This window comes from Vibrio sp. UCD-FRSSP16_30 (genome assembly GCF_001676025.1).
In the GTDB taxonomy this organism is placed as follows: Bacteria; Pseudomonadota; Gammaproteobacteria; order Enterobacterales; family Vibrionaceae; genus Vibrio.
In genome coordinates, this window is sequence record NZ_LZFW01000013.1 from 149,218 (window position 1) to 172,964 (window position 23,747).

Genomic DNA, 23,747 nt, shown 5'->3' on the forward strand with positions numbered 1-23,747 from the left:
TAGATAAACGCGCTTGGGTTTACGATAATCAGGTACATTACATGCAGATCATTTTATCTTGGAATCTCACGCTCTTATGGATAACCACTCACTTTTTGCTTTACCTATCGCCTCAAAAGCAGGAGATAGAAAACAGCTAGGTAACCTACAAGGTGCATCGCTTGCTATTGCTGTAGCGCAACTGGCCAAACAGCACCAAAATCCGATACTTTTAGTGGTGAGTGATCCACAAACAGCATTGAAATTACAAATGGAGTTAGAGCAATTTAGCGCCGTTCCGGTATCGGTATTCCCTGACTGGGAAACCCTACCCTATGATAATTTTTCGCCGCACCAAGATATAATTTCTGATCGCATCGCAACGCTATACAAACTGCCGACATTAAATAATGGCATCGTGATTGTTCCAGTAAGCACGCTGCTGCAACGTCAATCGCCTAGAGAGTTTTTGCTGCAACATACATTAATGGTCAAAGCCGGCGATCTATTCTCCTTAGATAAATTAAGAATGCAGCTAGAGAAATCAGGATACCGTAACGTTGATCAGGTATTTGGACCGGGTGAATACGCCAGTCGCGGATCCATTTTAGATTTATTCCCTATGGGAAGCTCCGATCCATACCGCGTTGATTTCTTTGATGATGAAATTGATACCATTCGTACCTTTGATCCAGAAAACCAGCGCTCCATTTCTGACATTGAGCAAATTCGATTACTCCCCGCGCATGAATTTCCAACCAATGAAGAAGCAATAGAAGATTTTCGAATTCGTTGGCGTCAGCAGTTTGATGCAAGGCGTGAACCCGAATCTGTGTATATGCAAGTATCAAAAGGCACTTGGCCTGCTGGTATCGAATATTGGCAGCCGCTGTTTTTTGATCATACCGACACCTTATTTGATTACCTGCCAGAGCAGACATTACTGCTTTCTGTTGGGGATATTGAACCGGCGATTGATACCTTCTTAACTGATGTTGAATACCGCTACGAGCAACGCAAAGTTGATCCGTTGCGTCCATTACTTGCTCCGTCCGAGTTGTGGATGAAAAAGGATGAGCTTTTTACATCGGTTAAGCAATGGCCTCAAGTTAAGCTCCTAAAAGAACAAACCCAGCAAAAGGCCGGACGATTCGATCTAGACATTCAGCCTTTACCTGCTTTAGCCGCCGCCCCGCAAACTAAAGAACCAATGTCGGCACTCAGACAATTTAGCGAAGGTTATACCGGCAAGATTATTTTTTCCGTGGAATCAGAAGGTCGCCGTGAAGCGCTCTTAGAACTGCTTGCTCCGGTAAAAATCGCCCCTAAAGCGGTCGCAGGGCTTGATGAAGCACTGACAAGCAAAGACAAGTTCACGCTTGTTTTAGGCTCCTCTGAACATGGTTTTATTCATGCAAACCCTGACTTCGCGCTTATCTGTGAAAGCGATCTTCTCGGCGATCGCGTCATTCAGCGACGCAAAAAAGATAAGAGAAACATCAACACCGATACTGCCATTCGCCATTTAGCCGAGCTAAAACCGGGACAACCGGTTGTACATTTAGATCACGGCATCGGTCGATACATTGGCTTGCAAACCTTAGAAGCAGGTGGCATTAAGACAGAGTACGTCACCCTTGAGTATCTTAATGAGTCCAAGCTATACGTACCAGTTTCTTCGCTCAATCTCATCAGTCGTTATTCTGGCGGCGCAGAAGAAACAGCACCTTTGCATAAACTGGGTAGTGAGTCATGGACTAAAGCTCGCCGTAAAGCCGCTGAAAAAGTGCGTGATGTCGCCGCAGAGCTTTTAGATGTTTACGCTAAGCGAGAGCTTAAACCTGGTCATAAGTTTAAATTAGACAGAGAACAATACGCTCAATTTAAAGCCGGATTCCCATTTGAAGAAACCGAAGATCAGCATCAAGCCATTAATGCTGTCTTGTCGGATATGTGCCAAGCAAAAGCAATGGATCGCCTAGTGTGTGGCGATGTAGGCTTTGGTAAAACAGAAGTGGCCATGCGCGCCACATTTGTCTGTACCGATAACGCTAAGCAAGTGGCAGTATTAGTGCCGACCACCTTGCTCGCTCAGCAACATTTTGAAAACTTCAGAGACCGCTTTGCCAACCTTCCGGTGCGTGTCGAAGTATTGTCTCGCTTTAAAAGCGCTAAAGAGCAAAAACAAATTCTGGCTGACGTTGCCGAGGGCAAAGTTGACATCATCGTAGGTACACACAAACTACTGCAAGATGATATTAAGTTCGCCGATCTTGGGCTACTTATCGTCGATGAAGAGCACCGATTTGGTGTGAGACAAAAAGAGAAAATGAAATCGATGCGTGCCGATGTCGATATTCTGACGCTTACCGCAACGCCAATTCCTCGAACCCTAAATATGGCAATGAGTGGCATGCGTGATTTGTCTATTATCGCCACTCCCCCTGCTCGCCGCTTAGCCATTAAAACCTTTGTACGTCAAAGTGATGATGCCATTGTTAGAGAAGCAGTGCTGCGAGAAGTGATGCGTGGTGGTCAGGTTTATTTCCTACATAACCAAGTCGATACCATCCATAAAGTGGCGGAAGACTTAGCAAAACTCATTCCAGAGGCGCGCATCACCACCGCTCATGGGCAAATGCGTGAACGCGAGCTAGAATCGGTGATGAATGACTTTTATCATCAGCGCTTTAACTTGTTGGTGTGTACTACCATTATTGAAACAGGTATTGATGTTCCGACAGCCAACACCATCATAATGAATCGCGCGGATAACTTAGGCTTAGCTCAGCTTCATCAGTTACGTGGCCGTGTTGGGCGCTCCCATCACCAAGCTTATGCCTATTTACTGACTCCGCATCCTAAGGCGATTACTAAAGATGCAGCCAAACGTTTAGAAGCCATTGCCTCTTTAGAAGATCTCGGCGCAGGCTTTACCCTAGCAACTCATGATCTTGAAATTCGTGGTGCAGGTGAATTACTTGGCGATGAGCAAAGTGGTCAAATACACACTATCGGCTTTAATTTGTATATGGAAATGCTCGAACAAGCCGTGGAAGCACTCAAAGAAGGTAAAGAGCCATCTTTAGATGACTTGTTACGTGAACAAACCGAAGTAGAATTGCGTCTACCCGCCTTGCTACCGGATGATTACATTCCAGATATCAATACCCGATTATCACTGTATAAACGCATCGCCAGTGTTGCCAATGACCGTGAGTTAATTGAAATGAAAGTGGAATTAATTGACCGTTTCGGTCCGCTACCAGATGCGGCGAAAAATCTACTTCAAGTCTCTGAGATTAAGGTTGCGGCCGCGGCGATTAAAGTTGATAAAGTAGAAGCGCATGATAAAGGCGGTTATATCGAGTTTTATCCAGACGCAGACGTCAACCCAATGTATTTGGTCAAACTGCTGCAATCACAACCTAATAAGTTTGCCATGGAAGGACCAACAAAAATCAAATTTATGCAAAACCTAACCGACCGACGAGATCGGATTTCTTATGTTAAACAATTAATTGAACAGTTTTCACAAAATAGAGTTGCGTAAATGCAGGCTAGACGATAGCAATAAAATGATATCTGCTATACTGCGTAAATCTAGAAAAGTATTGCCCTTTCATGATTGTTTTACTCATAGTAATCTGGTCATGTTGAGTGCACTACCCTTTAAGTATTAATAAAGATAAACGGCCTTTGATAAGCCATGGAGACAGAATGAAAAAAATTATTCCTCTATTGATGATGCTTTTGCTGATTCCCAACCTAGCACAAGCTCAAAAGAGAGAATTTGATGTTGAAGTGTTGATTTTCAAGCGTTCAATTGATCCTGAAACAACGGCAGAATCATGGCCAAATGAGCTAGCCCCAATTGATTTACAAGGGGTTGAGCCGTTCAGCAATCAAGCATATAGACATAAAAAGCATGCACAAATGCTTTCTTTTAGTCATTACAAACTGCTTAAAGAGCGTGATGTTCTAAAACGACATGCGGGTTTTGAAGTATTACTTCATAAAGCTTGGCGACAGGGTGACCAAGGTAAATTTAGTGCGCCTAAATTCCATATTCAAGCAGGTAAGGATTACTCTAAACAATTCAACGCCGATGGCTCAAAGATTGCCTCTGAGGATACTCACACTCATCATGACCCATTGTATGAGCTTGATGGTATGATTCAGGTTTATGTGCAGCATTACCTATTTGTAGAAACCAAGTTAGATCTTCACCAACCAAGTGTACGCAGTATTACGTTCACTGAGAAATCACCTGAACAGCTAAAAGAGAGTGATAATTTTGCGGTATTGGCGGATACTGAAGCAGACAGTGCTAACGTTCAGGCTGGTAATTTAGAGCAAGTTTCACCTAAGAAAGTCGAAGAGACTTTTTTGAAAGGCTACCGCATGGATCAAAAACGTCGTATGCGTAGCGGTGAAACCCACTATTTGGATAACCCGCTAATGGGGATGATTATTCAAGTAAGACGCGTAGAAAACTAATCGATACTCCTAATACAAAAATGGCTTCCTTTATAGGAAGCCATTTTTAATTCCAGTCAATGATTTATCAATCAAATCCATATAACTTGGCAGGATTTTCCACCAGTATTTGCTCAACTAATTGCGCGCTTGTTGCTTGCTCAATTAATAAATCCAGCACGCTCACATCATTGGGCATTTCTCTGTTATTGATGTATTCACTCGGATGCGGCCAATCTGAACCCCACAAGATACGGGTTGCACACGCCTCCACTAGAGCTTTGCCAATGGAAATATTGTCACTATAGTGTGGTGCGCCGGTCATTGAATTTTGGTATGCCGAAGATATTTTTACCCAAGCTCTATCTTGTTGCATTAAAGTACTCATTATCTCAAAAGCGGGATGCTGTATGCCTTTATCAGCGGGTAATTGCCCTCGATGATCAAACACAATCTGGCACTGTAAACTCTCTAATACTGATTTAAACTGAACAATAAGATCGGCTTTAATCCAAAAACAAATATGCCACCCTAGCCGAGCTAATGCTTTGGCACACTGACGAATAAAAGCCTCATTAAAGTCCTCACTTGAAGACACCGAAAAACGAATCCCTCGCACCCCCAATCGATGCATAAACTGCAGCTCTTCTTGACTCGGTAAAGTACTAATAGCAATGACCGCTCTAGCACTACTCCCCATATGAGCTAACGCATCTAACGTGCAACGATTGTCATTTCCGTAGGCGGAAGGCGTAACAATAACGTTTCTGTCAAAGCCAAAGCGTTTTTTCAACATCCTATAACACGCGACTGTCGCAGGTGGCATATTGCTAGTATCACTTTTGCGATATTCAAACTTTACTGGATCAAAAATATGATGATGAGCATCACACGCTCCGGCAGGAACGGACAATTGCGGAAGATTTCTTCCCGTTGAGTAAGGCACTTGAGCTGGGATAGTATGCGTCATTCTTTAGATCACTCCAGTTTCTAAATCCATCGTTAACTATACGAATATTTTTGATAAGTAGTTATTCTACAATCAAAAATTTCAACGCGGTTATCAAGTATTTTAACCAGCTAGACTGATCAGAGATTTGCTAAGATTAGTATAAATGCTTAACAAAAAGGAGGAGCATCAAGCTCCTCCTCTAATCGTTACCATTACTGTGGGTAAAACCCGTTCACACTTATCGCAGTTTTAAGTTAGTACGGTTTTAACTTAGTGCAGTTTTAAGTTTGGACGAAGTGCTCGGTTAATACGACCCACCAGCATCATCAAGCCGGTCTTGATCATTCCGTGCAGCGCAACTTGGTGCATTCTGTATAGGGAAATATACACGACGCGAGCGATACGCCCTTCTACCATCATCGATCCCTTAGTCAGGTTACCCATTAAGCTACCTACTGTAGAAAAGCGGCTTAATGAGACCAATGAACCATGATCTTTGTATTCATACGCTGTCAGCGCTTTGCCGTTCATCATTGCCATAATATTACGGAATGCATGACTGGACATCTGGTGAGCGGCTTGAGCACGAGGCGGAACAAACTTACCGTCTTTTTGTGTACATTGCGCTAAATCACCAATAACAAAGATATGCTCATCACGGGTCGTTTGCAGAGTATCTTTCACGATAAGCTGATTAATGCGGTTTGTTTCAAGACCTGCGATATCTTTGATGAAATCAGGCGCTTTGATGCCAGCAGCCCAAACCATAATTTGTGCAGGGATCTTCTCACCATCTTTGGTGGTTAAACCCGTTTCATCTGCCAATGTCACCATGGTCGCAGTGCGTACATTTACCCCAAGCTTAGTCAACTCATGGTGCGCAGCTTGTGAGATACGAGGTGGTAACGCAGGTAAAATTCGCTCCCCTGCCTCAACCAAGCTTACGTTTAGCTTACTTGAGTCTAAATCACCAAAGCCGTAGTTACGCAGCTCTTTTACTGCATTATGCAGTTCTGCTGATAGCTCTACGCCTGTTGCGCCAGCGCCAACAATGGCAATATCAACTTGCCCTTGAATAGGCTGTGCATGCAGTTTTAAAAACTGATTGTTCATCTCTTCACGGAAACGATGCGCTTGCTCAGGGCTATCAAGGAAAATACAGTTATCACGAACACCAGGAGTGTTAAAGTCATTAGAAGTAGAACCAATTGCCATGATCAGGTAATCGTACTCCAGTTCTCTTTTCGGAATTAAAAGCTCGCCATGGCTGTCTTTTAGCTCTTCAAGAATGATCACTTTACGCTCGCGATCAATATCACTTAGGCTTCCCATCTGGAATTCAAAACCATGATTCTTAGCATGAGCGCGATAACTCAGCGCATCCACACCAGCATCTAGAGAGCCTGTTGCCACTTCGTGTAGCAAAGGTTTCCACAAGTGACTCGCTTTACGGTCAACTAGGGTCACTGTTGAGTCTTTATCTCGTCTAAACTTGTGTCCCATTTTGGTTGCAAGCTCTAGTCCACCAGCGCCGCCGCCTACGATAATAATACGTGCCATTTCAACACTCCTTGATTCAAATAATAATTTTGATGACAAATTCACTTAGTGTGAATTCGTGAGAATTTGGTTTGAGCATCGGTAGACACTTCATTTTCACGTTGAGAAAAGCTGGCGATTCAAGTTCGCTTCTTAATTTTATTGATCTAAATCAATTTATTTATCGCATTATATCCAAATTGACTTACTGAGCAACCAACAATGTCGATATACCCTTAATTTAAATAGTGTTATAGAATTTAACACAAAAAAAAACCTGCTAGGTGCAGGTTTTTTATAAAATCGTTAATTATTTGTTATGCGTTCTTAAATGCCTTCATTGTTTGCAGATGCTGTGAAAGCTTTTTGAACTTATGGGATTCATGTTCATCCCAAACGATTTGGTAATAATCTTCTAGCGCTTTAGCCGTATAACTGTTGTCATGAATTTCGTCATATTTCGACAAAATCACCATACAACGATCTTTGTTTTTGATGCGATATTGTTCAACACACTTGGTTGCAATATCTTCATACTCTTCTGGTCGATCAATACGTCCCTGCATTGTTTTTTCAGGATACAGATTAGGATTAAATATCACCTGTTTAATCCCGCATAAAAAACCAATGCGTTCCGACCAAAATGCGCCCAAACCCACGCCACAAATTATTGGGCTAGGATCATCTGAAGACTCTATCGCTTTATGCACTTCTTTTAAAAGGTGCGCCATATCATGCTTAGGATGCAAAGTACTGTAGTTAATGAAACGTACGTCATCATCGATAAACTGAAGTTGCATTATTTTTTCGTGGTTACCAGGGCTTGTTGAATCAAAGCCGTGAAGATAGATAATCATTGAACCTTCCTTGCTAATGCCGGCAGTCAGTAATTGAGAAGTTATCGCTGCCAATAATCGTCACTACTTACTTAAATCTAACACGTATTTCAGTAATAAGAAGTTGCCTCGCAACAATTGTGCCCTTCATTTATTGAGCTACATCAAGTAATGAGGAAAATAATGAATACGATTAAGTGTCCTAGACGCAAATAAAAAAAAGGCCAGTAAAACTGACCTTTTATTTTAGATGATGCTTACAGCCCTAATAGACTTTTAGACTGCTGCTTTCTAATCTCGGTTTCATCAGCCCATTCAATCAGGCCAGTTTCAAGATCCATCAAACGCATGGTCATTTTGTAATAAACATCTTTATCACTGCCCGCTTCTTTCACGATGCTTGATAGGTTGCCGTACAGCATGTATTGAGCGCCAACCATTTTACCAAACTGAATCGCGCTGCTTTGGTCAACCAACTGATCATTATTTTGGAAATTCAGTTGTTTACGAACAGAATCTACGCGATCCATATCCACAAAGCGGAACTTACCAGAGTTAAGCATTTTGGTACTCACTGAATCAGTAATCGATTCTGTATCAATATGCTCACTGGTTTTATTCTTAATACGCTCAACAAATACGATCGGACGCTGATCTTTAGTAATAGCGGCAACTGAACCAGAGCTCAGCATACTATCCACCATTTCTGCGGCAATTTTTTGTAAATCCGTAGAGCCGAAGTCTACTGTAGTGGTTTCTACTGCTTGAGCATCACCATAATTTACTTTGTTGGAACAGCCACCCAGAATGACAGCTAAGCCTAGCAACGCAATTACACTTTTTTTCATCATATTTCCTTAGTTGTCCGACTCTCGGATTTGAATTCTAAATTGAGTACCTTCCGGATTAATTGATACTTCTGAGAAAGATCTTGTTTCAAGCCCACGAATGACGTCTTGTCGCCATGCTGAAGGTTTGGCGTTGACCTCTAAACCATTATCATCGTACCAATAGAAGCGATATTGAATACGTAAGTCACCTTTATAATGGCTACTTACAGTTACAATACCTCTTGCTCTATCATTTTTTTCAACGGTCGCAATCTCATCCACAATGAGGCGGCTTCCTAAAACATTATCACCAAAAAGTACTTTTTGACTTTTACCATCAACTCTCAAACCAGCGGTATTTGGAGAACAACCCGCTACAGCCACTAATGTGACCAGCAGTAGCACCAGTTTTTTCATTATTCTATCGCTCCCAATTGTTTATGCCAGAGGGTGACATTATTACCCTGTCGAGATAACCATACTAATGTGGTCTGCCCATCCCTTACCTCAAAATGGTAAGGCTTACCTTGTACAAATAGTTCATGTGAGCCTACATCAAGTGTAGCACCAGAACTGTAGACCTCAGCAGGAAGTGATTGCCAGCTTCGAGTATCGGGCTGCTCAGTTAAGGTATTGAACACATTAAATAGAAGGTTGGTGACATCATCGCCATTAGCCGCTTCTCTGCGCAAATTATCTTTTGTTACGACACGTAAAACCTGACGCAGTAATATGCTCGGCATTTGCTCTGACAGCTGATTACTTGCCATTAAATTGACATCAACTAATTGGTCACCATCAATGCCTTTTCCATCCAGTTGCAGTGCGCCAAAACGTTGTGGTGCAGTGTCGTTGTAATAGGGCAAAGCTACCGAATAGAGCCCCATGCTACTACTACCATCAACCGGAATTGTCAGTCTCCAGTTATCCATCGCTTTGACTACGCCGCGCTCATCAATAATGATTACGCGCCCCTCACCTTTGGGTAACGGATGGTATGACCCATATTGCTTGGTGAGCAATTTAAGGTCTTGACGCATTCCTAGCAGTGTCGCCACTCGTAACGCGCCATCAATCACTTGTTTGTTATCCGGTGCCACAGCCAGCGCTCGGCGATAATCGACATAGGCGCTGTTAGGATCGCCTTGTGTTTCATACAACAATGCAGATAAATACAATAAGTAGCCGTTCTGAACCGCTTTAAGCTTATCTCCAGCATCAGGATAACGAGACAGGACACTGCCCAAGTTAGGGCTAAGACCGCTCTTTTTCATGTCCGATTCTGCTGATTTTAAATCCGCAGCACGTTTTCTTTCTGCTCGCTCTTGCACTTGGTTGGCACGGCGCATCTCGACCATTGCGCCTTCTAAGCTATTTTGCTGGACATAATTCAAGCCAAGATAGAGATGTAAAAAACCCAACTCATAATCTGCCGGCTGATAATTAGTTAAATTATCATTCACGGCTAGCGCGCCAACATTGGTTGCGGTATCACTGACCGATACCACCGGCTGATCTTGCCAGTCGCGCACCGCTTTATCACTGAGTTCGAAAGAAGCTTTACTACTAGGGTAAGCAGAGGCAAGAAAGTGCACTCGACCTTTTTCCATATTATCGAGAATGTCACCAGCTCGATAATCAGGTAGTTCTTGTTCAGCTTGGGAGTATTGTCCGCGTTGCACCGCTTTATACACCGACTCATTTTGCGGTGTGTAATGACTAAAGACATTACCCGCGGTCAAAGAGGCGCAAGCAGACATAGCGATACTGCTTGTTACAATCAATGCTAAACGAAATGATTTTTTATTTAACAACATTATCCAACCAGCATGGGTCCTAGTGGCTTACCACCGACAAGATGCATGTGTATATGGTAAACCTCTTGTCCGCCATAGGAATTACAGTTAACAATTACGCGATATCCATCTTCAGCAATGCCTTCTTGTTTTGCTATTTTTGCAGCCACGGTAAATAGTCGGCCCAAAGCACGTTCGTCTTGTTCTGTTGCATCATTAATCGTAGCAATAACGTGGTTGGGTACAATTAGGATATGAGAGGGTGCACGAGGGTTAATATCACGAAACGCAGTCACTAAATCGTCTTGATAAAGTAGGTCTGTTTTTATCTCTTGGCGTATGATTTTGCTAAAAATTGTTTCTTCAGTCATTGTTTTGTCTACCCTGATCTTTAGATACATCAAGATTGCATCATGACCTGAATAAATGCAATGTTCATATAGGGTTAAAAATAAAGAAGTAATTTCAAAAATGGAAACTAATATTAATTACGACAGTCATAATTTTTAGATACCCACCCTATCTATAAAGATAAGATGATCAAGCACATTCGTTACGACGAATTCTATAAGTGAAATAGAAGGACACTTTATGCCAATCCAGCTTGGTATCATCGACAAGGACCCAATTAGATTGGTCACTCCATTACTCGATGATAGAGCCTTAAGCCGTCATGCAATATTTATAGGCGACTCAACACAAAAGCCTATGTTCGATAAACTCAGCATAGTACTTAATATGCGAGGCATCAAAAGTGAATTTTTTGAAATCTCAAATGTTTCCGATACCGCAATAATCAAACAAGAAATCACTCAATTGGCAGAACGTCTCAGACTGTCGGGCGATGACATCAAACTCAATGCAAGCTGCGGACTTCGCCACCGTTTACTCTCAGTCTATGAAGTTGTACGTAGCTACAAATGGCCTATTTTTGTTGTGGAGCCAAACAGTGATCGACTAAGCTGGTTGTACCCTAATAGCTTCAAAGATGTGCAGGTTCAAGATCGAATTACCATTGCCGACTATCTCACTATCTTTGGCGCTCAAGCTCAATTCCCGGATCCCAACGAAGCCATTCAAATTGATAGCGCATTATTGAAGATCTGTGAAAAGTGGGCAAGCCACGCTTTAGAGTTAGGCCCCGGTCTTGCCACTCTTAACTTTTTAGCCACGACCTGCCGTAAAGAGCAAAAGCTCGATGTCGAGCTGTCAGAGAAACAGCAAGGTTATCGCGAACTTAATATTTTGCTGCAAGATTTAGTGGATGCAGAACTGGCGACATATCATGCTGGTACCCTTGTCTTCCGCTCAGAGCAAGCAAGGCGCTTCTCTAATGGCGAGTGGCTAGAGTCTTACGTTCATACTCAAATCAAATCGGTAGAAAAAGAGCTCAGCACAATTCAAGACTGCTCATTGAATGTTCAAGTCACACGAAAAATTGGCGATAAAGAAGTTCGAAATGAGCTGGATGTCGCGACCGTTGTGAATAACAAGCTGCATATCATTGAGTGTAAAACCAAAGGTATGCGTGATGACGGTGATGATACGCTGTATAAGTTGGAATCGCTTCGAGACCTTCTTGGCGGGCTGCAAGCACGCGCAATGTTGGTGAGTTTCAGACCGCTTCGCTATAACGATATTACCCGAGCAATGGATTTAGGATTGGGCTTAATTGGTCCTGAAGAACTCAAAGATCTTAAACTCCATTTAAAAGAGTGGCTGGTTAAAGCCGGTGGTATCGACGTTATTTAATACCGATAAGATCTATTATCCATAACTAAAAAATCCAGATTCAATATTATTGAGTCTGGATTTTTGTTATTACGGCTTAGTTAATATCATTACGCCGTTAATACGCGTCTGGCCGCTTCGATGACCGTCTGAATAGACAGCACTTCAATGTCTTTCATTTTGGCTTGATCTGGGATTTCTTGCTGAGTTCGATTGATGATTACCCCAGCAACACAACCTGCACGCAAACCAGAGCTTGCGCACATAGTTAATAGCGTCGCAGATTCCATTTCAAAGTTTAATACGCCCATATCCTGCCATTCTTGCATAGAACCTTGGAAGCGCTTCACCACTCGCCCGCTGAATGTATCGTAGCGTTCTTGGCCTGGATAGAAGGTATCACTTGAAGCGGTCACCCCCATATGCACATTGGCTTTTTCACTGACCGCCGCTTCTTTCATGGCCAGTGCAATATCGAAATCAGCAACAGCCGGAAATTCCATCGGCGCAAAGTGTAAGCTCGCGCCATCAAGGCGCACAGATGCGGTAGTGACAATCATATCACCCACATTGACATGAGGCTGGATTGCGCCAGTAGTGCCAACACGCAAGAAAGTATCAACGCCTAATTGGGCTAACTCTTCAACAGCAATAGAGGTTGATGGGCCACCAATACCAGTAGAGCACACCACCACTTTGTGCCCTGATAACTCCGCTAGGTAGACGGTATATTCACGATGACTGGCGAGAAATAAAGGATTGTCCATACACTCAGCAATACGTTTAACTCTAGCTGGGTCGCCTGGAATAATCGCCAGTGTCGCGCCCTGTAAATCGGACTTATTGATACCAAGATGAAACACGTTTTGTTCAGTTGCCATTGACATACCCTTCTAATGCTACAAGTTTCTAATCATCTTCATTGTTAGTATTCACTCTAAACAAACAACCCGCGAGCTATCGTGATTCACTTCACAGCGTTTATGTTCCTAACGCCCGCAATTTCATAGTTAAACGTTTGCCATCACAGTTTTCATTTTCATTTATTCTATTACCACTATTCTCATTAGCCCATTTTAATGGCGCTCATTTCCACTGCCACAATTGTAGAATGGATCGAATAGAAACGTGTTGCCATTTTCACAACGAGTAGAAATAAAAAAGCCTCGAACAATCGAGGCTTTTATAGTGAGAAGACAATTATGTACTTTTAAAACTAAATTGGGTTTTTAAAACAAGCATCAATGGATGCCCCCACAGCTTTAAGCACATCACTTCGTGAAATAATGCCCACTAGCTTGCCATTATCGACCACTGGGTAGACTTTGGGTTTGCCCACTTTCATCATATCCGCCAATTCAATGATCGACATTTCTGGAGAGACTGAAAGCACTTCTCGATACATACAATCACTGACTATATGCGTATCTTGACAGTGATAGCTGACTTTAATCAGTTTATCTAGCAGATCTTGCTCAGACAAAAAACCGACCACTTGCTCTTGGTCATCAATGACCGGTCCACCAACATGAATTGAATTGAGCACTTTTTTTAAGGCAGCAGATAGTGACATATTCGGGGTAAATGTCACCGCTTGATGATTCATATAATCTTTTACTTTTAACAACTGCATTTTTGAACTCCTTTCATGCAAGTCACTCTATTCATTAATTGTCGACCATATTCAGAGAATTACTAAATTGTTTTTACCTATTTCACTGATTAGCCATTCCTACCAACAAATACTCCTGTTTTACTCACCAATTCAATGCTGAACAACGTCATACCAAAAATTTATTGTTTTATTCATGATAATTTCTTCAAACTGTCTGTTTTTTAACGAAAAACAAGCTAAATTTTAAGAAGACAAAAGGATTTGATTTAGCTATAGAGGCAAAAATGAGCGACGATAAAGTAACGCAAGAGACCGCGACACAAGAACAAGCGAGCCCACAAGACGTTGACAAGGATATTAACGCTGAAAGTGCAGATAGCACCCCGACAAAAAATGACGACCCAGTAAAAAAACTCACACGTAATGTCTTTATTGTGGCAGCACTGATTTTCACTTGGTATCTCATTGCTGACCGTCAAACACCGTGGACAGATGAAGCCCGTGTTAATGCCTATGTTATCCCTATTACGCCACAAATTTCAGGCAAGATAGTTGAAGTCAATGTTGCGCAAAATGACATTGTCGAGCGGGGTTCCCCTCTATTTAAAATTGATCCTGCCGATTACCAATTAAATATTGAACTGGCTGAATCCGAAGTGGAAATGGCCGGACAAGAAATAGGCGCAGGCATGGCAAGTGTGGTCACCGCTCAAGCTGGTGTAGTTGAAGCGCAAACGAATCTAGAGCATGTCATGGTGCAAAGTGCTCGTGTTTTTGAGCTTGAGCAACGTAAGCTCTATTCTAAATCAGATGGTGATAAAGCGCGCGCAGCCATTAAACAAGCTAAATCCCAAGTAAGAAGTGCCAAGGCAAATTTAGACAAAGCCAAACAATCTTTAGGTCCTGAAGGGGAAGCAAACCCTAGAGTGAGAACCGCTATGGCAAAACTGCAACAAGCGCAGTTAAATCTAAGCCGAACTCAAGTGTTTGCCCCCACGACCGGCGGCATTACCAATTTGCAAGTCGACGTAGGCCATTATGCGAATACAGGTTCACCTGTCATGACCTTTGTCGATGCTGACGATATTTGGATAGAAGCGAATCTAAAAGAAAACAACTTAGCAAATTTAAAAATAGGTGACCCTGTTGAAATCTCATTGGATGTCACGCCAGGTAAAATCTATAAGGGCAGCGTTCGCAGTATTGGTTTTGCCGTTGCCAGTGGTTCAAGTGATGCGATTGGCGGCTTAGTGTCAGTCAAATCCAGTTCAGGTTGGCTACGTGACCCGCAGCGTTTTCCTGTTATTGTCTCTTTTGATGAACAAGTACCCGCCGGTCTGCGCCGCGTAGGTGGGCAAGCCGATGTGCAGTTTTACTCTAGCGATAATATTATTTTGACTGGAATTGCCAAAACCTACATCCGATTGCTGAGTTGGATCTCTTATGTCTACTAATAAAAGGCCCTTCTTATCGATTAAGAGCCTTATGCAAGATGCGATGATGGTGCGTCAATTGCGCTTTGGGGTCGGTGTTTCAGCCTCCGCTGCCATCGCCTATGCCATTAACTGGCCTCTGGCTTTTTTGTTTCCGATATTTACCACCTTATTGCTGTCGATGCCTCTTGGTCAAATGACCCCAAAACAATTGCTGATGGCCTTGTTTAATACCGTAAAAGGTTTTTGTTTTGGTTTGCTTTTTTCCGTTGTATTGATCAAGTTTCCGGTCATTTTCTTACTGCTAATGTTCGTTTCACTGTTTTATATTTATTACTATCTCAATCGCGGTGGATCATTTTGGCTGACCCTAATGTTGATGCTATCTATCTTGATACTGCCGATGCTTAATACCATGTCAGAAGGGTTAGCCATTGGCTTTTCACTAGGGTTTGTGGGCTCTGCATGGGCGGCCATCGTGTTTGTCTTTGTGATGTATTATGTCGTCCCCGACACTGAAAAAGTCAATTTCCCGCCGGCCAAGCCTTTTAGTCATACTTATTCTCCCATTGCCGCACAATTTGCCTTAAAAAGTACCTTGGTCGCCTTTCCGATCGTGGCATTTTGTATCACCTACGCTCGCGCGGATTTATTACTGACAATGATTTTTGCCGCCATGTTCACCTTAAAACCGGAGTTAAGTGCTGGTAAGGAAGCAGGAAGAAATTCACTTATTTCGACTGTATTAGGGGGGGCAATTGCGTTTGTTTTCTATTGGGCTCTAGTGGCTGTACCGCTGTTTCAGTTTTTCATTATTTTAATGTTTGGCATTGCGCTGTATATGGGCATGAATATATTTTCTAGTAACCCAACGGGGAAATATTATGGCTCAGCCATGACCTGCGTTATCGTACTAATCAACGGCAACATGGGTGCAGATTCAGACTTTATTAGTGCCTTAGTGTCGAGGATATTATTTATCTCTCTCGCGATACTTTATATTGTGGTGACACTGCGTATTCTGGATGCCTTTATCTTTAATAAAAAGTCACCAACAAAAACCCATTAAATCGTTCAAAAAGAGCATAAAGCAGTTGCACGATAAGCCTTCAGTTCGCTTATTCGTGCAACCTCAATACCGTTACAGGTAATCCGCTTCAACAACCAATTTTACTTTCTGGTTAGGCTCAAGATGCTCCGTTTCATCCAAAGCATTCATCACCGCCAGCAAAGCCGCAGGGCTCTGACTGTCATTTTGTTTAATCAAGTCATCAAGGGTGTCACCTGCTTTAGCCTGCACAATCTTCACTTCTAACTGTTTAATAGAAGCGAGCTCTTCATCGGTGATAGGACGAAATGTTTGCGCGCTTTTATCCACTGTAGCGCGAGTGTTTTCTGGCGCGATGGTGATTAACTGATAAGTATCAATGCCTAGGTTAATCCAGCTGCGTGTCATGTAGCTATTTGCGCCCTTCTCCTCATTGGTTAAAGTCACGCTATAAAGTGAACTGCCCCACTCTAATGCTTGCTCATCCACATCAAGCTCCACGCCATAACGCCTTTGGATCTCATTAGAGAAACGCATCGCATGTTGCTTGGCGGTAAACTCATTAGAGGCAAGGCTTAGCACCACCGCAGCATCTTGTTTTTTATTAATAGCGGCAACTGCTGATGCTTGATTTAGCGTGACCCACTTTTCAGGAAAATCGATGACAAACTTCATTTCTGGCTGTAAAAAGGTGCTGTCTCGAAATAGTCCTTTGTTTGGATTATCACCAACCACTAACCCTGCAATTTGCGAAACAAAGTCTTGATGAATTGGTGAGATATCAGCCACGCTCAATGTTTTAGCTTCACTGGTCACATCGGCAATACGATCTGGGGTAAATGGATGTGAATCAAAGTAACTTCTCTCAGAAGGGTGCTCTGTTTCAATCTCAACCGTTTGATTTAAGCGACTTAAAATGCTGTTCATTGCCAGCGGGTCATACCCTGCCTTGGCCGCAAGTTGGATGCCCAGTTTGTCCGCTTCACTTTCATGACCTCGGCTATAGCCTGCCATCAATAAGCTATTGCCGGTTGTGATTGGTGCATTGATGAGGTTGCCTAAATCTTCATTGATCACCCCACCCACAATATTACCGGGAAGTTCAATAATGCTTGGTAATACGCTCGATTGCATTTGCTTGATTGAGTGACGCTGGGTGACATGAATGATTTCATGGGCCATCACACAGGCCAATTCGTCTTCGTTATTAACTAAGCTCAGTAAGCCTCGGGAAATGAAAATATAACCACCAGGCAGTGCAAAGGCATTAGGCGCAGCATCATCAACAATATGAAACTCAAACGTGAACTCTGGATTGTCTATATGACTGACCAAACGAGCGCCTATCTGTTGAACATAGGCTTGCATATTATTGCGGTCATAAGTGCCCATCTGCGCTTCAACGGCGGCCGCATTTTCTGCACCAATTTTTCTATCGTAATCGGTGCTCACACTGCATGCAGTAAGCGTTAACATTAATCCTGACACAGCTAAGGTGCGTAATGGTTTTTTTGCTATTATCGTTCTCATATCATCCTTGATTTATAGCTGTTGCATATCAATCGATAATAACAAAAGTGACAAAGTAAGATAGTTGCTAATCACACTATTTCATAAACCTAGATTCAAATATGCTCAGATTGCACAAATAAACAGCCATACTTAAAAAATATTCAAACAAATCATAGACTCATATTGACTGGCAACGGCCAACTTCCTAGCCTAAAAGAAACATATAACGAGAATCATCATGACTGACAACACGCAAGCTATTTTTAACGCGGAATTATGGGAATCGGTACCCGGCTTTGACTTTGAAGATATCACCTATCACAGAAGCAAAACTCAAGGCACTGTTCGCATCGCATTTGATCGTCCCGATTGCCTCAACGCATTTCGACCAAAAACCGTTGATGAACTGTATACCGCTCTTGATCATGCAAGACAATGGTCTGATGTAGGCTGCGTGCTACTGACCGGTAATGGTCCGTCGCAGAAAGGTCAGTGGTCTTTCTCTTCTGGTGGCGATCAGCGCGTTCGTGGTCGTGATGGATATAAATATGAAGGGGATGGCGAAAACGTTGCCGATGTGGCAAGAATGGGCAGACTTCATATTTTAGAAGTACAGCGCTTAATTCGCTTTATGCCTAAAGTGGTAATTGCTGTCGTACCAGGCTGGGCAGTCGGTGGCGGTCACAGCCTGCACGTTGTTTGCGACCTGACTTTAGCCTCAAAAGAGCACGCGGTATTTAAACAAACCGATCCTGATGTCGCATCGTTTGATTCGGGCTATGGCTCAGCTTATTTAGCCAAAATGATCGGACAAAAACGCGCTCGCGAAATCTTCTTCTGTGGTTTTGATTACACCGCCCAAGAAGCATTTGAAATGGGTATGGTCAATAAAGTCATTGAACATAAAGACTTAGAAACCGAAGCTCTGCGCTGGGCAAGGGAAATTAATAGCAAGTCACCAACCGCTATGCGCATGTTGAAATATGGATTTAACTTGCCTGATGATGGCCTAGTTGGACAACAACTGTTTGCAGGCGAAGCAACACGCTTAGCTTATGGTACAGACGAAGCACAAGAAGGGCGTGATGCCTTTTTAGAAAAACGCGCCAAAGATTTTTCTAAATTCCCTTGGCATTACTAACCCCTAGATCTAAGTCTAAGTCCTAAAATTCTGACTTATCGGGAAGATTAATTATATTTAATCTTCCCTCCATCTTCAGTTTACCTCAGCACGTTATAGTTATTCCATATCAAGCACAGGGAGTACAACGAAAATGAAAAGCACACATCGACGTGGACTCATTATATGCGCGGCAGCCTATAGTATTTTATTTTCAATGACTCATGCGCTTGCTCACTATTATCCACTGAATTACTAACTGAGGAACACAACTATGAAACTACTTAAAGCCGGATTATTTGCCAGTCTTCTTTGTGTTGTTCCATTTGCTCATGCTAATGACCAACAAGAAGCTGCGATTAGCCTTATGGCACTCAATGCAGGTACAGAGTCTATTTCTACCCTTGCACCAAAGGTTCGCAACGTTTCCAATGGGGTGATTACCGAAGTTGAGCTTGATGACTATAAAGACACTCAAGTTGTGTATAAGTTTGAAATCATTGATATTAACGGTGGTAACAAGCATAAATTAAATTACGCAGTAAATGATGGCGCACTTTTAAAAGACAAATCAAAAAATCTAACCACTTTTGGTTTTAGTGACCTAGATCGCGAAGATCGTCATGCGATCACACAGGTAGAAACGGCGCAGTTTGATATCATCAAGACTCTGATAGAGCTTGAAAACAAGTATGCGGCAAAAACACTAGAAGCCGAGTTGGAAACTGAAAAAGGCATTGTGTTTTACAAAATTAAACTGGTTAGTGCTCAAAAGGGAATCCAGAAACTGCTGGTTAACGTTGCAACAGGTGAAGAAATTCCGGTCATGAGCCGCCACAAACATAAATAGGAATACACGACGGGTGAAAGTACTCATCATAGAAGACGACAAAGAAACCCGAGAGTATCTTTGTCAGTCTCTCAAGCAGCAAGGCTGGGAAGTAGACCAAGCAGATAACGGCCAAGATGGTTTGTTTTTGGCCCTTGAGGGTGAATATCAGGTGATCATATTAGATCGCATGTTACCTGCACTGGATGGTCTCACCGTACTTTCAACACTTCGCGCAGCAAAAAATGCCGCGCGAGTGCTTATTCTTAGCGCTTTAGACAGCGTTGATGAACGAGTAAAAGGGCTCAAACACGGTGGTGATGATTATCTCACTAAGCCCTTTGCGTTAGCCGAACTGATTGCTCGCGTGGAAATATTGGCCAGTCGCAGCGCAACAACCGCTCCACAAGGCGTGCAAAGCCAATTAAATAATGGCCACATTCAATTGGATCTTCTGTCTCAGGAAGTGTTTGTCGCATCAAAAAAAATCAATGTACAAGCTAAAGAATTTAAGCTGCTACGTTATTTAATTGAGCATGCAGGACAAGTTATCACCCGCTCTTTATTATTTGAAGCCGTCTGGGACTACAACTTTGATCCTCAAACCAATGTTATTGATGTCCATATCGCGCGACTAAGAAAAAAGTTAGAAAGTGAAGGAAACCCTAACTTAATCGAAACGGTGCGCGGCGCAGGCTATCGCATGGTCAAAATCAAATGAAGACTCTGTATGCTCGCGCTAAACAAGTAATTATTTCAACTTGGCGCAAGCATTCTCTTTGGCGTTTATCATTATCTATTGCCGCAATGCTCTGGCTTGCAGTGGCCGTTGCGCTATTTAGTATCTATCAGTTAAGCATTCAACCACTGATTAAATCACGCCAACAAATTTTATTACAACACGCTCAGCAGTTGCAAAGTGCCAGCGAAGCCAATAAAACCAGTACTTTACCGCAAATTCTTGATGATACTTTATATAGTCCGCAAGGCATTATTACTGTACTGCGCAGTGATTCGGGTGAATTACATGGCTCGTTAAACCATTTTCCCAAGACACTGCCACACTGCCCTACATTAGAGCCGTTTCCGGTGGTGCGAGATCATCAAGGTATCGTACTTTTAGAAGGGTGCCAGTTTGAAATAAGAGGCTATTCGGTATTAGTTGCCACTGACAGTGAGTATCTCTGGCAAGTGCAAGACAACTTTGAAAACGCTGCCATTATTGTCCTTATCTGTACCTTTTTTATCGCCCTTATCCCAAGTTGGATTATTCGTCGCAAAATGAAAGCTCAATTATATGGGATACATTCGGTTGTTTCGCAGATAGAAAAAGGACGTTTTCATAGCCGTATTACGACCAATAATTCTCATGATGAGTGGGATAATATCGCCCATTACATTAATGCTATGCTCGATGAAATTGAATCATCTATCACGCAAATTCAAAGTGTTACCGATGCTATTGCCCATGATCTAAGAACGCCACTGACTCGAATTAAAAATCGCATATCCACCATAGAACACTGGCCTGAAGATAAACCCATTTGTCCTGATTTCATCGCGCAGATTAATGATGAGTTTGATTCTCTGCTGCATACTTTTAACGCCATGCTTGAGCTGAGTAAGTTAGAGTCTGACCATGACAAAAGCCATTTTGTCAGCCTTGATTTCGCCAATATCATCACCGATGCCACCGATCTTGTTGAGCCTGCTCTCGAGGAGAAGCAGCAATCACTGAATATGCAGTTACAGTCGGTTGCTTTTCAAGGTGAACCATCATTGCTGTTTCGTTTGGTGTATAACTTATTGGATAATGCGCATAAATACTGCCCAGAAAATTCGACCATTAGTATCTCGCTAACTCCCGAAAGCCTTATCATCCAAGATGACGGGCCTGGCGTTGCTGAGCAACAACAGCAGAAAATTTTACAGCGTCTTTATCGCGCAGATAAATCACGTAATACACCGGGGCATGGCCTAGGGCTAACATTAGTTGCAGTTGTAGCAAAACGTCATGATATGGGTATTGATATTGGCTTTAGTTACCCAGAACAAAATAAAGGGTTAAAGATAACTTTACAATTACCTCACACAAAAGCCTAAGTCATAAGCTCTCAAGCTTGGTATACTGCTGATGAACCTTTGGTTCAATTTTATTTGTTTGGTTTGCATCGGCAAACACAGCGTAGTAGACACCAATGACTCACCTTTTTCGTAAGAAACCGATATTTCTCGCCTGTTTAATCATCAGTATCGGTCAGTTCAGTATGGGGCTAGTTTTCCCTTCCCTGCCGTGGATTGCCAAAGATTTCAATATCAGTCTTGATCAAGCGCAGCTGTTGGTCAGTATTTACTTATTGGGTTTTGGTCCTTCACAATTCATCTATGGGCCAGTATCCGATGCTCTAGGGCGCAAGAAAGTACTACTCTGTGGGCTTATTCTTGCCATGTTAGGCTTGGTTTTTATCATTGTCTTTGCCGATTCATTTCATGCAATGATATTGGGTCGATTCTTACAAGGATTAGGCACTGGGTGCTGCGCGGTATTGGCAAGAGCCACCACACGAGATAGCTATACTGGCGATCAGCTACCTACTGCTCTTTCTTATATTGCAATGGCCGCTTCTTTAACCCCACTTGCCTCTCCTGTTATTGGTGGGTTCATAAACCATTACTTTGGTTGGGGTATGGTCTTTATTACATTGCTTTGCTATGTCGCTGTGGCGTGGTTAGCTCTGATGATGAATTTCAAAGAAACCATGCACCATCGAAAAGAAATCCCTTCACCAAAGGTGATGTATCATCAATATAAAGGGTTGCTAAAATCGAAGTATTTTGTCAGCTTTTCGAGTATTGCTTGGCTTAACTTTAGTTTAGTTGTCACGACCATTTCTCTGATGCCTTTTATCATGCAAAATCAAATTGGCATGACTTCAGACACCTATGCATTATGGGCACTGATCCCAACCGCAGGCATGTTGATAGGCGCATCACTAAGCAATCGCTTAAGATCCTTAATTGGGATTCATAACACTTTAAAAATCGCCCCTTTTGTACATATATTTAGCGCTATCTGGCTAATTTCATGTCCTATTGAGCCCTTATGGCTGATGATTGGACAGCTGTTTTTAGTATTGGGGAATGGTCTGGCTATGCCGTGTGCTCAAGCGATGATCATGCAGCCATACAGCAAGCGAGCAGGCGTTGCCGCCGCTATGTCTGGCGGTGGACAAATGATTGTGTCATCGCTTGTGAGCATGGCACTCATGAATATGGGGCTTAGCCAAGTATGGCAATTGGGCTGCGTAATCGCAGTATTTGCTTTAATCACCAGTTTGAATATTCACCGAGGATTTAAAGCTGAGGTACCACAAGGCTAAAGTTAACCTTGCTCGATAGTTAGACAGTTAGACAGTTAGACAGTTAGTTAGATGTATTCGAACGCGACCGGTGCAATAGAAAGCACCAATAGAATCGCCATACAGACATTGAATATTTTTTGCTGTTTAGGCTGAGAAAGTAATCCTCTCACTTTAGAGCCAAAAACCAGCCACATACCAACGCAAGGGAAAGCCACCAGCAAAAATATAGCTGCGATTAAACCCACTTGCGCATAAATATTAAGAGATTGGCTCGTAAATGTGGCTACCGCGCCCATCCCCATAATCCAAGCTTTTGGGTTCACCCATTGAAATAGAGCCCCTTGGATAAAAGTAAATGGGTCGGTTTTCTTAGAATATAATGAAGCAGTTTCAGCGCTGGCGATTTTCCAAGCTAAATACAATAGGTAAATAATACCAAGAACTTTAATCACGTCATGCAGCACCGGCATCCAGGTAAATACCGCCCCTAAGCCAAGCCCAATGGCAATTACCATTGTTGGAAAACCAATACAAATACCGAAAAAGTGAGGCAAGCTGCGCTGAACGCCGTAATTCATTCCCGATGCCATAATCATAATATTATTAGGACCGGGAGTGATTGTACTTGAAAATGCAAATAACAGCAGTGCAGAGAACAGTTCCATTGATTTCGCGATCCATTTGGT

Annotated in this window: 21 protein-coding genes; 10 read left to right on the plus strand and 11 right to left on the minus strand. The window is 42.6% G+C overall.

All coding sequences use genetic code 11. The annotated features are described in order from the left end of the window. Positions 1-76 precede the first annotated feature (76 nt). Together mfd and A9260_RS07910 are read left to right on the plus strand one after the other, a co-directional pair. Complete coding sequence (gene mfd, locus A9260_RS07905) at positions 77-3,532, plus strand: transcription-repair coupling factor (protein ID WP_068697807.1); 3,456 nt, start codon at positions 77-79, stop codon at positions 3,530-3,532. A gap of 167 nt (positions 3,533-3,699) precedes the next feature. Further along, positions 3,700-4,479: a peptidoglycan binding protein CsiV gene (locus A9260_RS07910; RefSeq protein WP_068697809.1), complete on the plus strand. Its 780-nt coding sequence runs from the start codon at positions 3,700-3,702 to the stop codon at positions 4,477-4,479. Positions 4,480-4,546: 67 nt separating this feature from the next. Here the strand turns inward: A9260_RS07910 and A9260_RS07915 are convergent, their stop codons facing one another. The 7 genes from A9260_RS07915 to A9260_RS07945 all read right to left on the minus strand — a co-directional run bounded on the left by A9260_RS07915 (position 4,547) and on the right by A9260_RS07945 (position 10,782). Beyond that, positions 4,547-5,428, minus strand: a complete 882-nt coding sequence (locus A9260_RS07915) for an amidohydrolase family protein (protein ID WP_068697811.1) — start codon at positions 5,426-5,428, stop codon at positions 4,547-4,549. Positions 5,429-5,680: 252 nt separating this feature from the next. Then, a complete protein-coding gene (locus A9260_RS07920) occupies positions 5,681-6,970 on the minus strand; it encodes an NAD(P)/FAD-dependent oxidoreductase (RefSeq protein ID WP_068697813.1) in 1,290 nt (429 codons plus the stop codon). 296 nt (positions 6,971-7,266) lie between these two features. After that, a complete protein-coding gene (gene ycfP / locus A9260_RS07925) occupies positions 7,267-7,806 on the minus strand; it encodes an alpha/beta hydrolase YcfP (protein ID WP_068697815.1) in 540 nt (179 codons plus the stop codon). A gap of 236 nt (positions 7,807-8,042) precedes the next feature. Then, complete coding sequence (gene lpoB, locus A9260_RS07930; RefSeq protein ID WP_068697817.1) at positions 8,043-8,633, minus strand: penicillin-binding protein activator LpoB; 591 nt, start codon at positions 8,631-8,633, stop codon at positions 8,043-8,045. A 9-nt stretch (positions 8,634-8,642) separates the two neighbouring features. Then, positions 8,643-9,032 carry a YcfL family protein gene (locus A9260_RS07935; protein WP_068697819.1) on the minus strand — a complete coding sequence of 130 codons (390 nt, stop codon included), beginning with the start codon at positions 9,030-9,032 and terminating at the stop codon, positions 8,643-8,645. Beyond that, positions 9,032-10,432 (minus strand): COG3014 family protein, encoded by a 1,401-nt coding sequence (locus tag A9260_RS07940; protein ID WP_068697821.1) that lies wholly within the window; start codon positions 10,430-10,432, stop codon positions 9,032-9,034. The genes A9260_RS07935 and A9260_RS07940 overlap by 1 nt, the downstream gene beginning before the upstream one ends. Continuing rightward, on the minus strand, positions 10,432-10,782 hold the full coding sequence (locus A9260_RS07945; protein ID WP_068697823.1) for an HIT domain-containing protein: 351 nt from the start codon (positions 10,780-10,782) through the stop codon (positions 10,432-10,434). Before A9260_RS07945 ends, A9260_RS07940 begins: the two co-directional genes overlap by 1 nt. 220 nt (positions 10,783-11,002) lie before the next feature. On the opposite strand from A9260_RS07945, the gene A9260_RS07950 reads away from it, so the two are divergent. Continuing rightward, positions 11,003-12,163, plus strand: a complete 1,161-nt coding sequence (locus A9260_RS07950; RefSeq protein ID WP_068697826.1) for a Card1-like endonuclease domain-containing protein — start codon at positions 11,003-11,005, stop codon at positions 12,161-12,163. An 89-nt stretch (positions 12,164-12,252) separates the two neighbouring features. Here A9260_RS07950 and udp read toward each other — a convergent pair whose 3' ends face one another. After that, positions 12,253-13,023: a uridine phosphorylase gene (gene udp / locus A9260_RS07955; protein ID WP_068697828.1), complete on the minus strand. Its 771-nt coding sequence runs from the start codon at positions 13,021-13,023 to the stop codon at positions 12,253-12,255. Positions 13,024-13,358: 335 nt separating this feature from the next. After that, complete coding sequence (locus A9260_RS07960) at positions 13,359-13,775, minus strand: CBS domain-containing protein (RefSeq protein ID WP_068697830.1); 417 nt, start codon at positions 13,773-13,775, stop codon at positions 13,359-13,361. A gap of 266 nt (positions 13,776-14,041) precedes the next feature. Between A9260_RS07960 and A9260_RS07965 the strand changes: the two genes are divergently transcribed. Next, positions 14,042-15,211 (plus strand): HlyD family secretion protein, encoded by a 1,170-nt coding sequence (locus A9260_RS07965; RefSeq protein ID WP_068697832.1) that lies wholly within the window; start codon positions 14,042-14,044, stop codon positions 15,209-15,211. Beyond that, positions 15,201-16,259, plus strand: a complete 1,059-nt coding sequence (locus A9260_RS07970; RefSeq protein ID WP_068697834.1) for a DUF2955 domain-containing protein — start codon at positions 15,201-15,203, stop codon at positions 16,257-16,259. The genes A9260_RS07965 and A9260_RS07970 overlap by 11 nt, the downstream gene beginning before the upstream one ends. A 72-nt stretch (positions 16,260-16,331) precedes the next feature. Here the strand turns inward: A9260_RS07970 and A9260_RS07975 are convergent, their stop codons facing one another. Further along, a complete protein-coding gene (locus tag A9260_RS07975) occupies positions 16,332-17,768 on the minus strand; it encodes a M48 family metalloprotease (RefSeq protein ID WP_068697836.1) in 1,437 nt (478 codons plus the stop codon). A 220-nt stretch (positions 17,769-17,988) separates the two neighbouring features. Here A9260_RS07975 and A9260_RS07980 point away from each other — a divergent pair, with 220 nt between their 5' ends. The 5 genes from A9260_RS07980 (at position 17,989) to A9260_RS08000 (ending at position 23,079) form a co-directional block, all read left to right on the plus strand. Beyond that, on the plus strand, positions 17,989-18,891 hold the full coding sequence (locus A9260_RS07980) for a 1,4-dihydroxy-2-naphthoyl-CoA synthase (protein ID WP_068697838.1): 903 nt from the start codon (positions 17,989-17,991) through the stop codon (positions 18,889-18,891). Between the two features lie 253 nt (positions 18,892-19,144). Beyond that, the gene (locus A9260_RS07985) at positions 19,145-19,720 is read left to right on the plus strand and encodes a hypothetical protein (protein ID WP_068697840.1); all 576 of its coding nucleotides are present in this window, start codon (positions 19,145-19,147) and stop codon (positions 19,718-19,720) included. A 13-nt stretch (positions 19,721-19,733) separates the two neighbouring features. Further along, positions 19,734-20,420, plus strand: coding sequence for a response regulator transcription factor (locus A9260_RS07990; RefSeq protein ID WP_068697842.1), 687 nt, complete (start codon positions 19,734-19,736; stop codon positions 20,418-20,420). After that, the gene (locus A9260_RS07995) at positions 20,417-21,802 is read left to right on the plus strand and encodes a sensor histidine kinase (protein WP_068697843.1); all 1,386 of its coding nucleotides are present in this window, start codon (positions 20,417-20,419) and stop codon (positions 21,800-21,802) included. The genes A9260_RS07990 and A9260_RS07995 overlap by 4 nt, the downstream gene beginning before the upstream one ends. A gap of 95 nt (positions 21,803-21,897) precedes the next feature. Next, positions 21,898-23,079, plus strand: a complete 1,182-nt coding sequence (locus tag A9260_RS08000) for a multidrug effflux MFS transporter (protein WP_068697844.1) — start codon at positions 21,898-21,900, stop codon at positions 23,077-23,079. A gap of 47 nt (positions 23,080-23,126) precedes the next feature. On the opposite strand, the gene A9260_RS08005 is transcribed toward A9260_RS08000, so the two are convergent. Continuing rightward, positions 23,127-23,726 (minus strand): LysE family translocator, encoded by a 600-nt coding sequence (locus A9260_RS08005; RefSeq protein WP_068697845.1) that lies wholly within the window; start codon positions 23,724-23,726, stop codon positions 23,127-23,129. Positions 23,727-23,747: the final 21 nt, after the last annotated feature.

Bases quoted from the DNA above. Each gene is read 5' to 3' on its own strand.
- A9260_RS07945 (WP_068697823.1), bottom strand. From the start codon at position 10,782: ATGACTGAAGAAACAATTTTTAGCAAAATCATACGCCAAGAGATAAAA.
- lpoB (WP_068697817.1), bottom strand. From the start codon at position 8,633: ATGAAAAAAAGTGTAATTGCGTTGCTAGGCTTAGCTGTCATTCTGGGT.
- A9260_RS07995 (WP_068697843.1), top strand. From the start codon at position 20,417: ATGAAGACTCTGTATGCTCGCGCTAAACAAGTAATTATTTCAACTTGG.
- A9260_RS08005 (WP_068697845.1), bottom strand. From the start codon at position 23,726: ATGGAACTGTTCTCTGCACTGCTGTTATTTGCATTTTCAAGTACAATC.
- mfd (WP_068697807.1), top strand. From the start codon at position 77: ATGGATAACCACTCACTTTTTGCTTTACCTATCGCCTCAAAAGCAGGA.
- A9260_RS07950 (WP_068697826.1), top strand. From the start codon at position 11,003: ATGCCAATCCAGCTTGGTATCATCGACAAGGACCCAATTAGATTGGTC.
- A9260_RS07920 (WP_068697813.1), bottom strand. From the start codon at position 6,970: ATGGCACGTATTATTATCGTAGGCGGCGGCGCTGGTGGACTAGAGCTT.
- A9260_RS07915 (WP_068697811.1), bottom strand. From the start codon at position 5,428: ATGACGCATACTATCCCAGCTCAAGTGCCTTACTCAACGGGAAGAAAT.
- A9260_RS07935 (WP_068697819.1), bottom strand. From the start codon at position 9,032: ATGAAAAAACTGGTGCTACTGCTGGTCACATTAGTGGCTGTAGCGGGT.
- A9260_RS08000 (WP_068697844.1), top strand. From the start codon at position 21,898: ATGACTCACCTTTTTCGTAAGAAACCGATATTTCTCGCCTGTTTAATC.
- ycfP (WP_068697815.1), bottom strand. From the start codon at position 7,806: ATGATTATCTATCTTCACGGCTTTGATTCAACAAGCCCTGGTAACCAC.
- A9260_RS07965 (WP_068697832.1), top strand. From the start codon at position 14,042: ATGAGCGACGATAAAGTAACGCAAGAGACCGCGACACAAGAACAAGCG.
- A9260_RS07910 (WP_068697809.1), top strand. From the start codon at position 3,700: ATGAAAAAAATTATTCCTCTATTGATGATGCTTTTGCTGATTCCCAAC.
- A9260_RS07985 (WP_068697840.1), top strand. From the start codon at position 19,145: ATGAAACTACTTAAAGCCGGATTATTTGCCAGTCTTCTTTGTGTTGTT.
- A9260_RS07980 (WP_068697838.1), top strand. From the start codon at position 17,989: ATGACTGACAACACGCAAGCTATTTTTAACGCGGAATTATGGGAATCG.
- A9260_RS07940 (WP_068697821.1), bottom strand. From the start codon at position 10,432: ATGTTGTTAAATAAAAAATCATTTCGTTTAGCATTGATTGTAACAAGC.
- A9260_RS07970 (WP_068697834.1), top strand. From the start codon at position 15,201: ATGTCTACTAATAAAAGGCCCTTCTTATCGATTAAGAGCCTTATGCAA.
- A9260_RS07975 (WP_068697836.1), bottom strand. From the start codon at position 17,768: ATGAGAACGATAATAGCAAAAAAACCATTACGCACCTTAGCTGTGTCA.
- udp (WP_068697828.1), bottom strand. From the start codon at position 13,023: ATGGCAACTGAACAAAACGTGTTTCATCTTGGTATCAATAAGTCCGAT.
- A9260_RS07960 (WP_068697830.1), bottom strand. From the start codon at position 13,775: ATGCAGTTGTTAAAAGTAAAAGATTATATGAATCATCAAGCGGTGACA.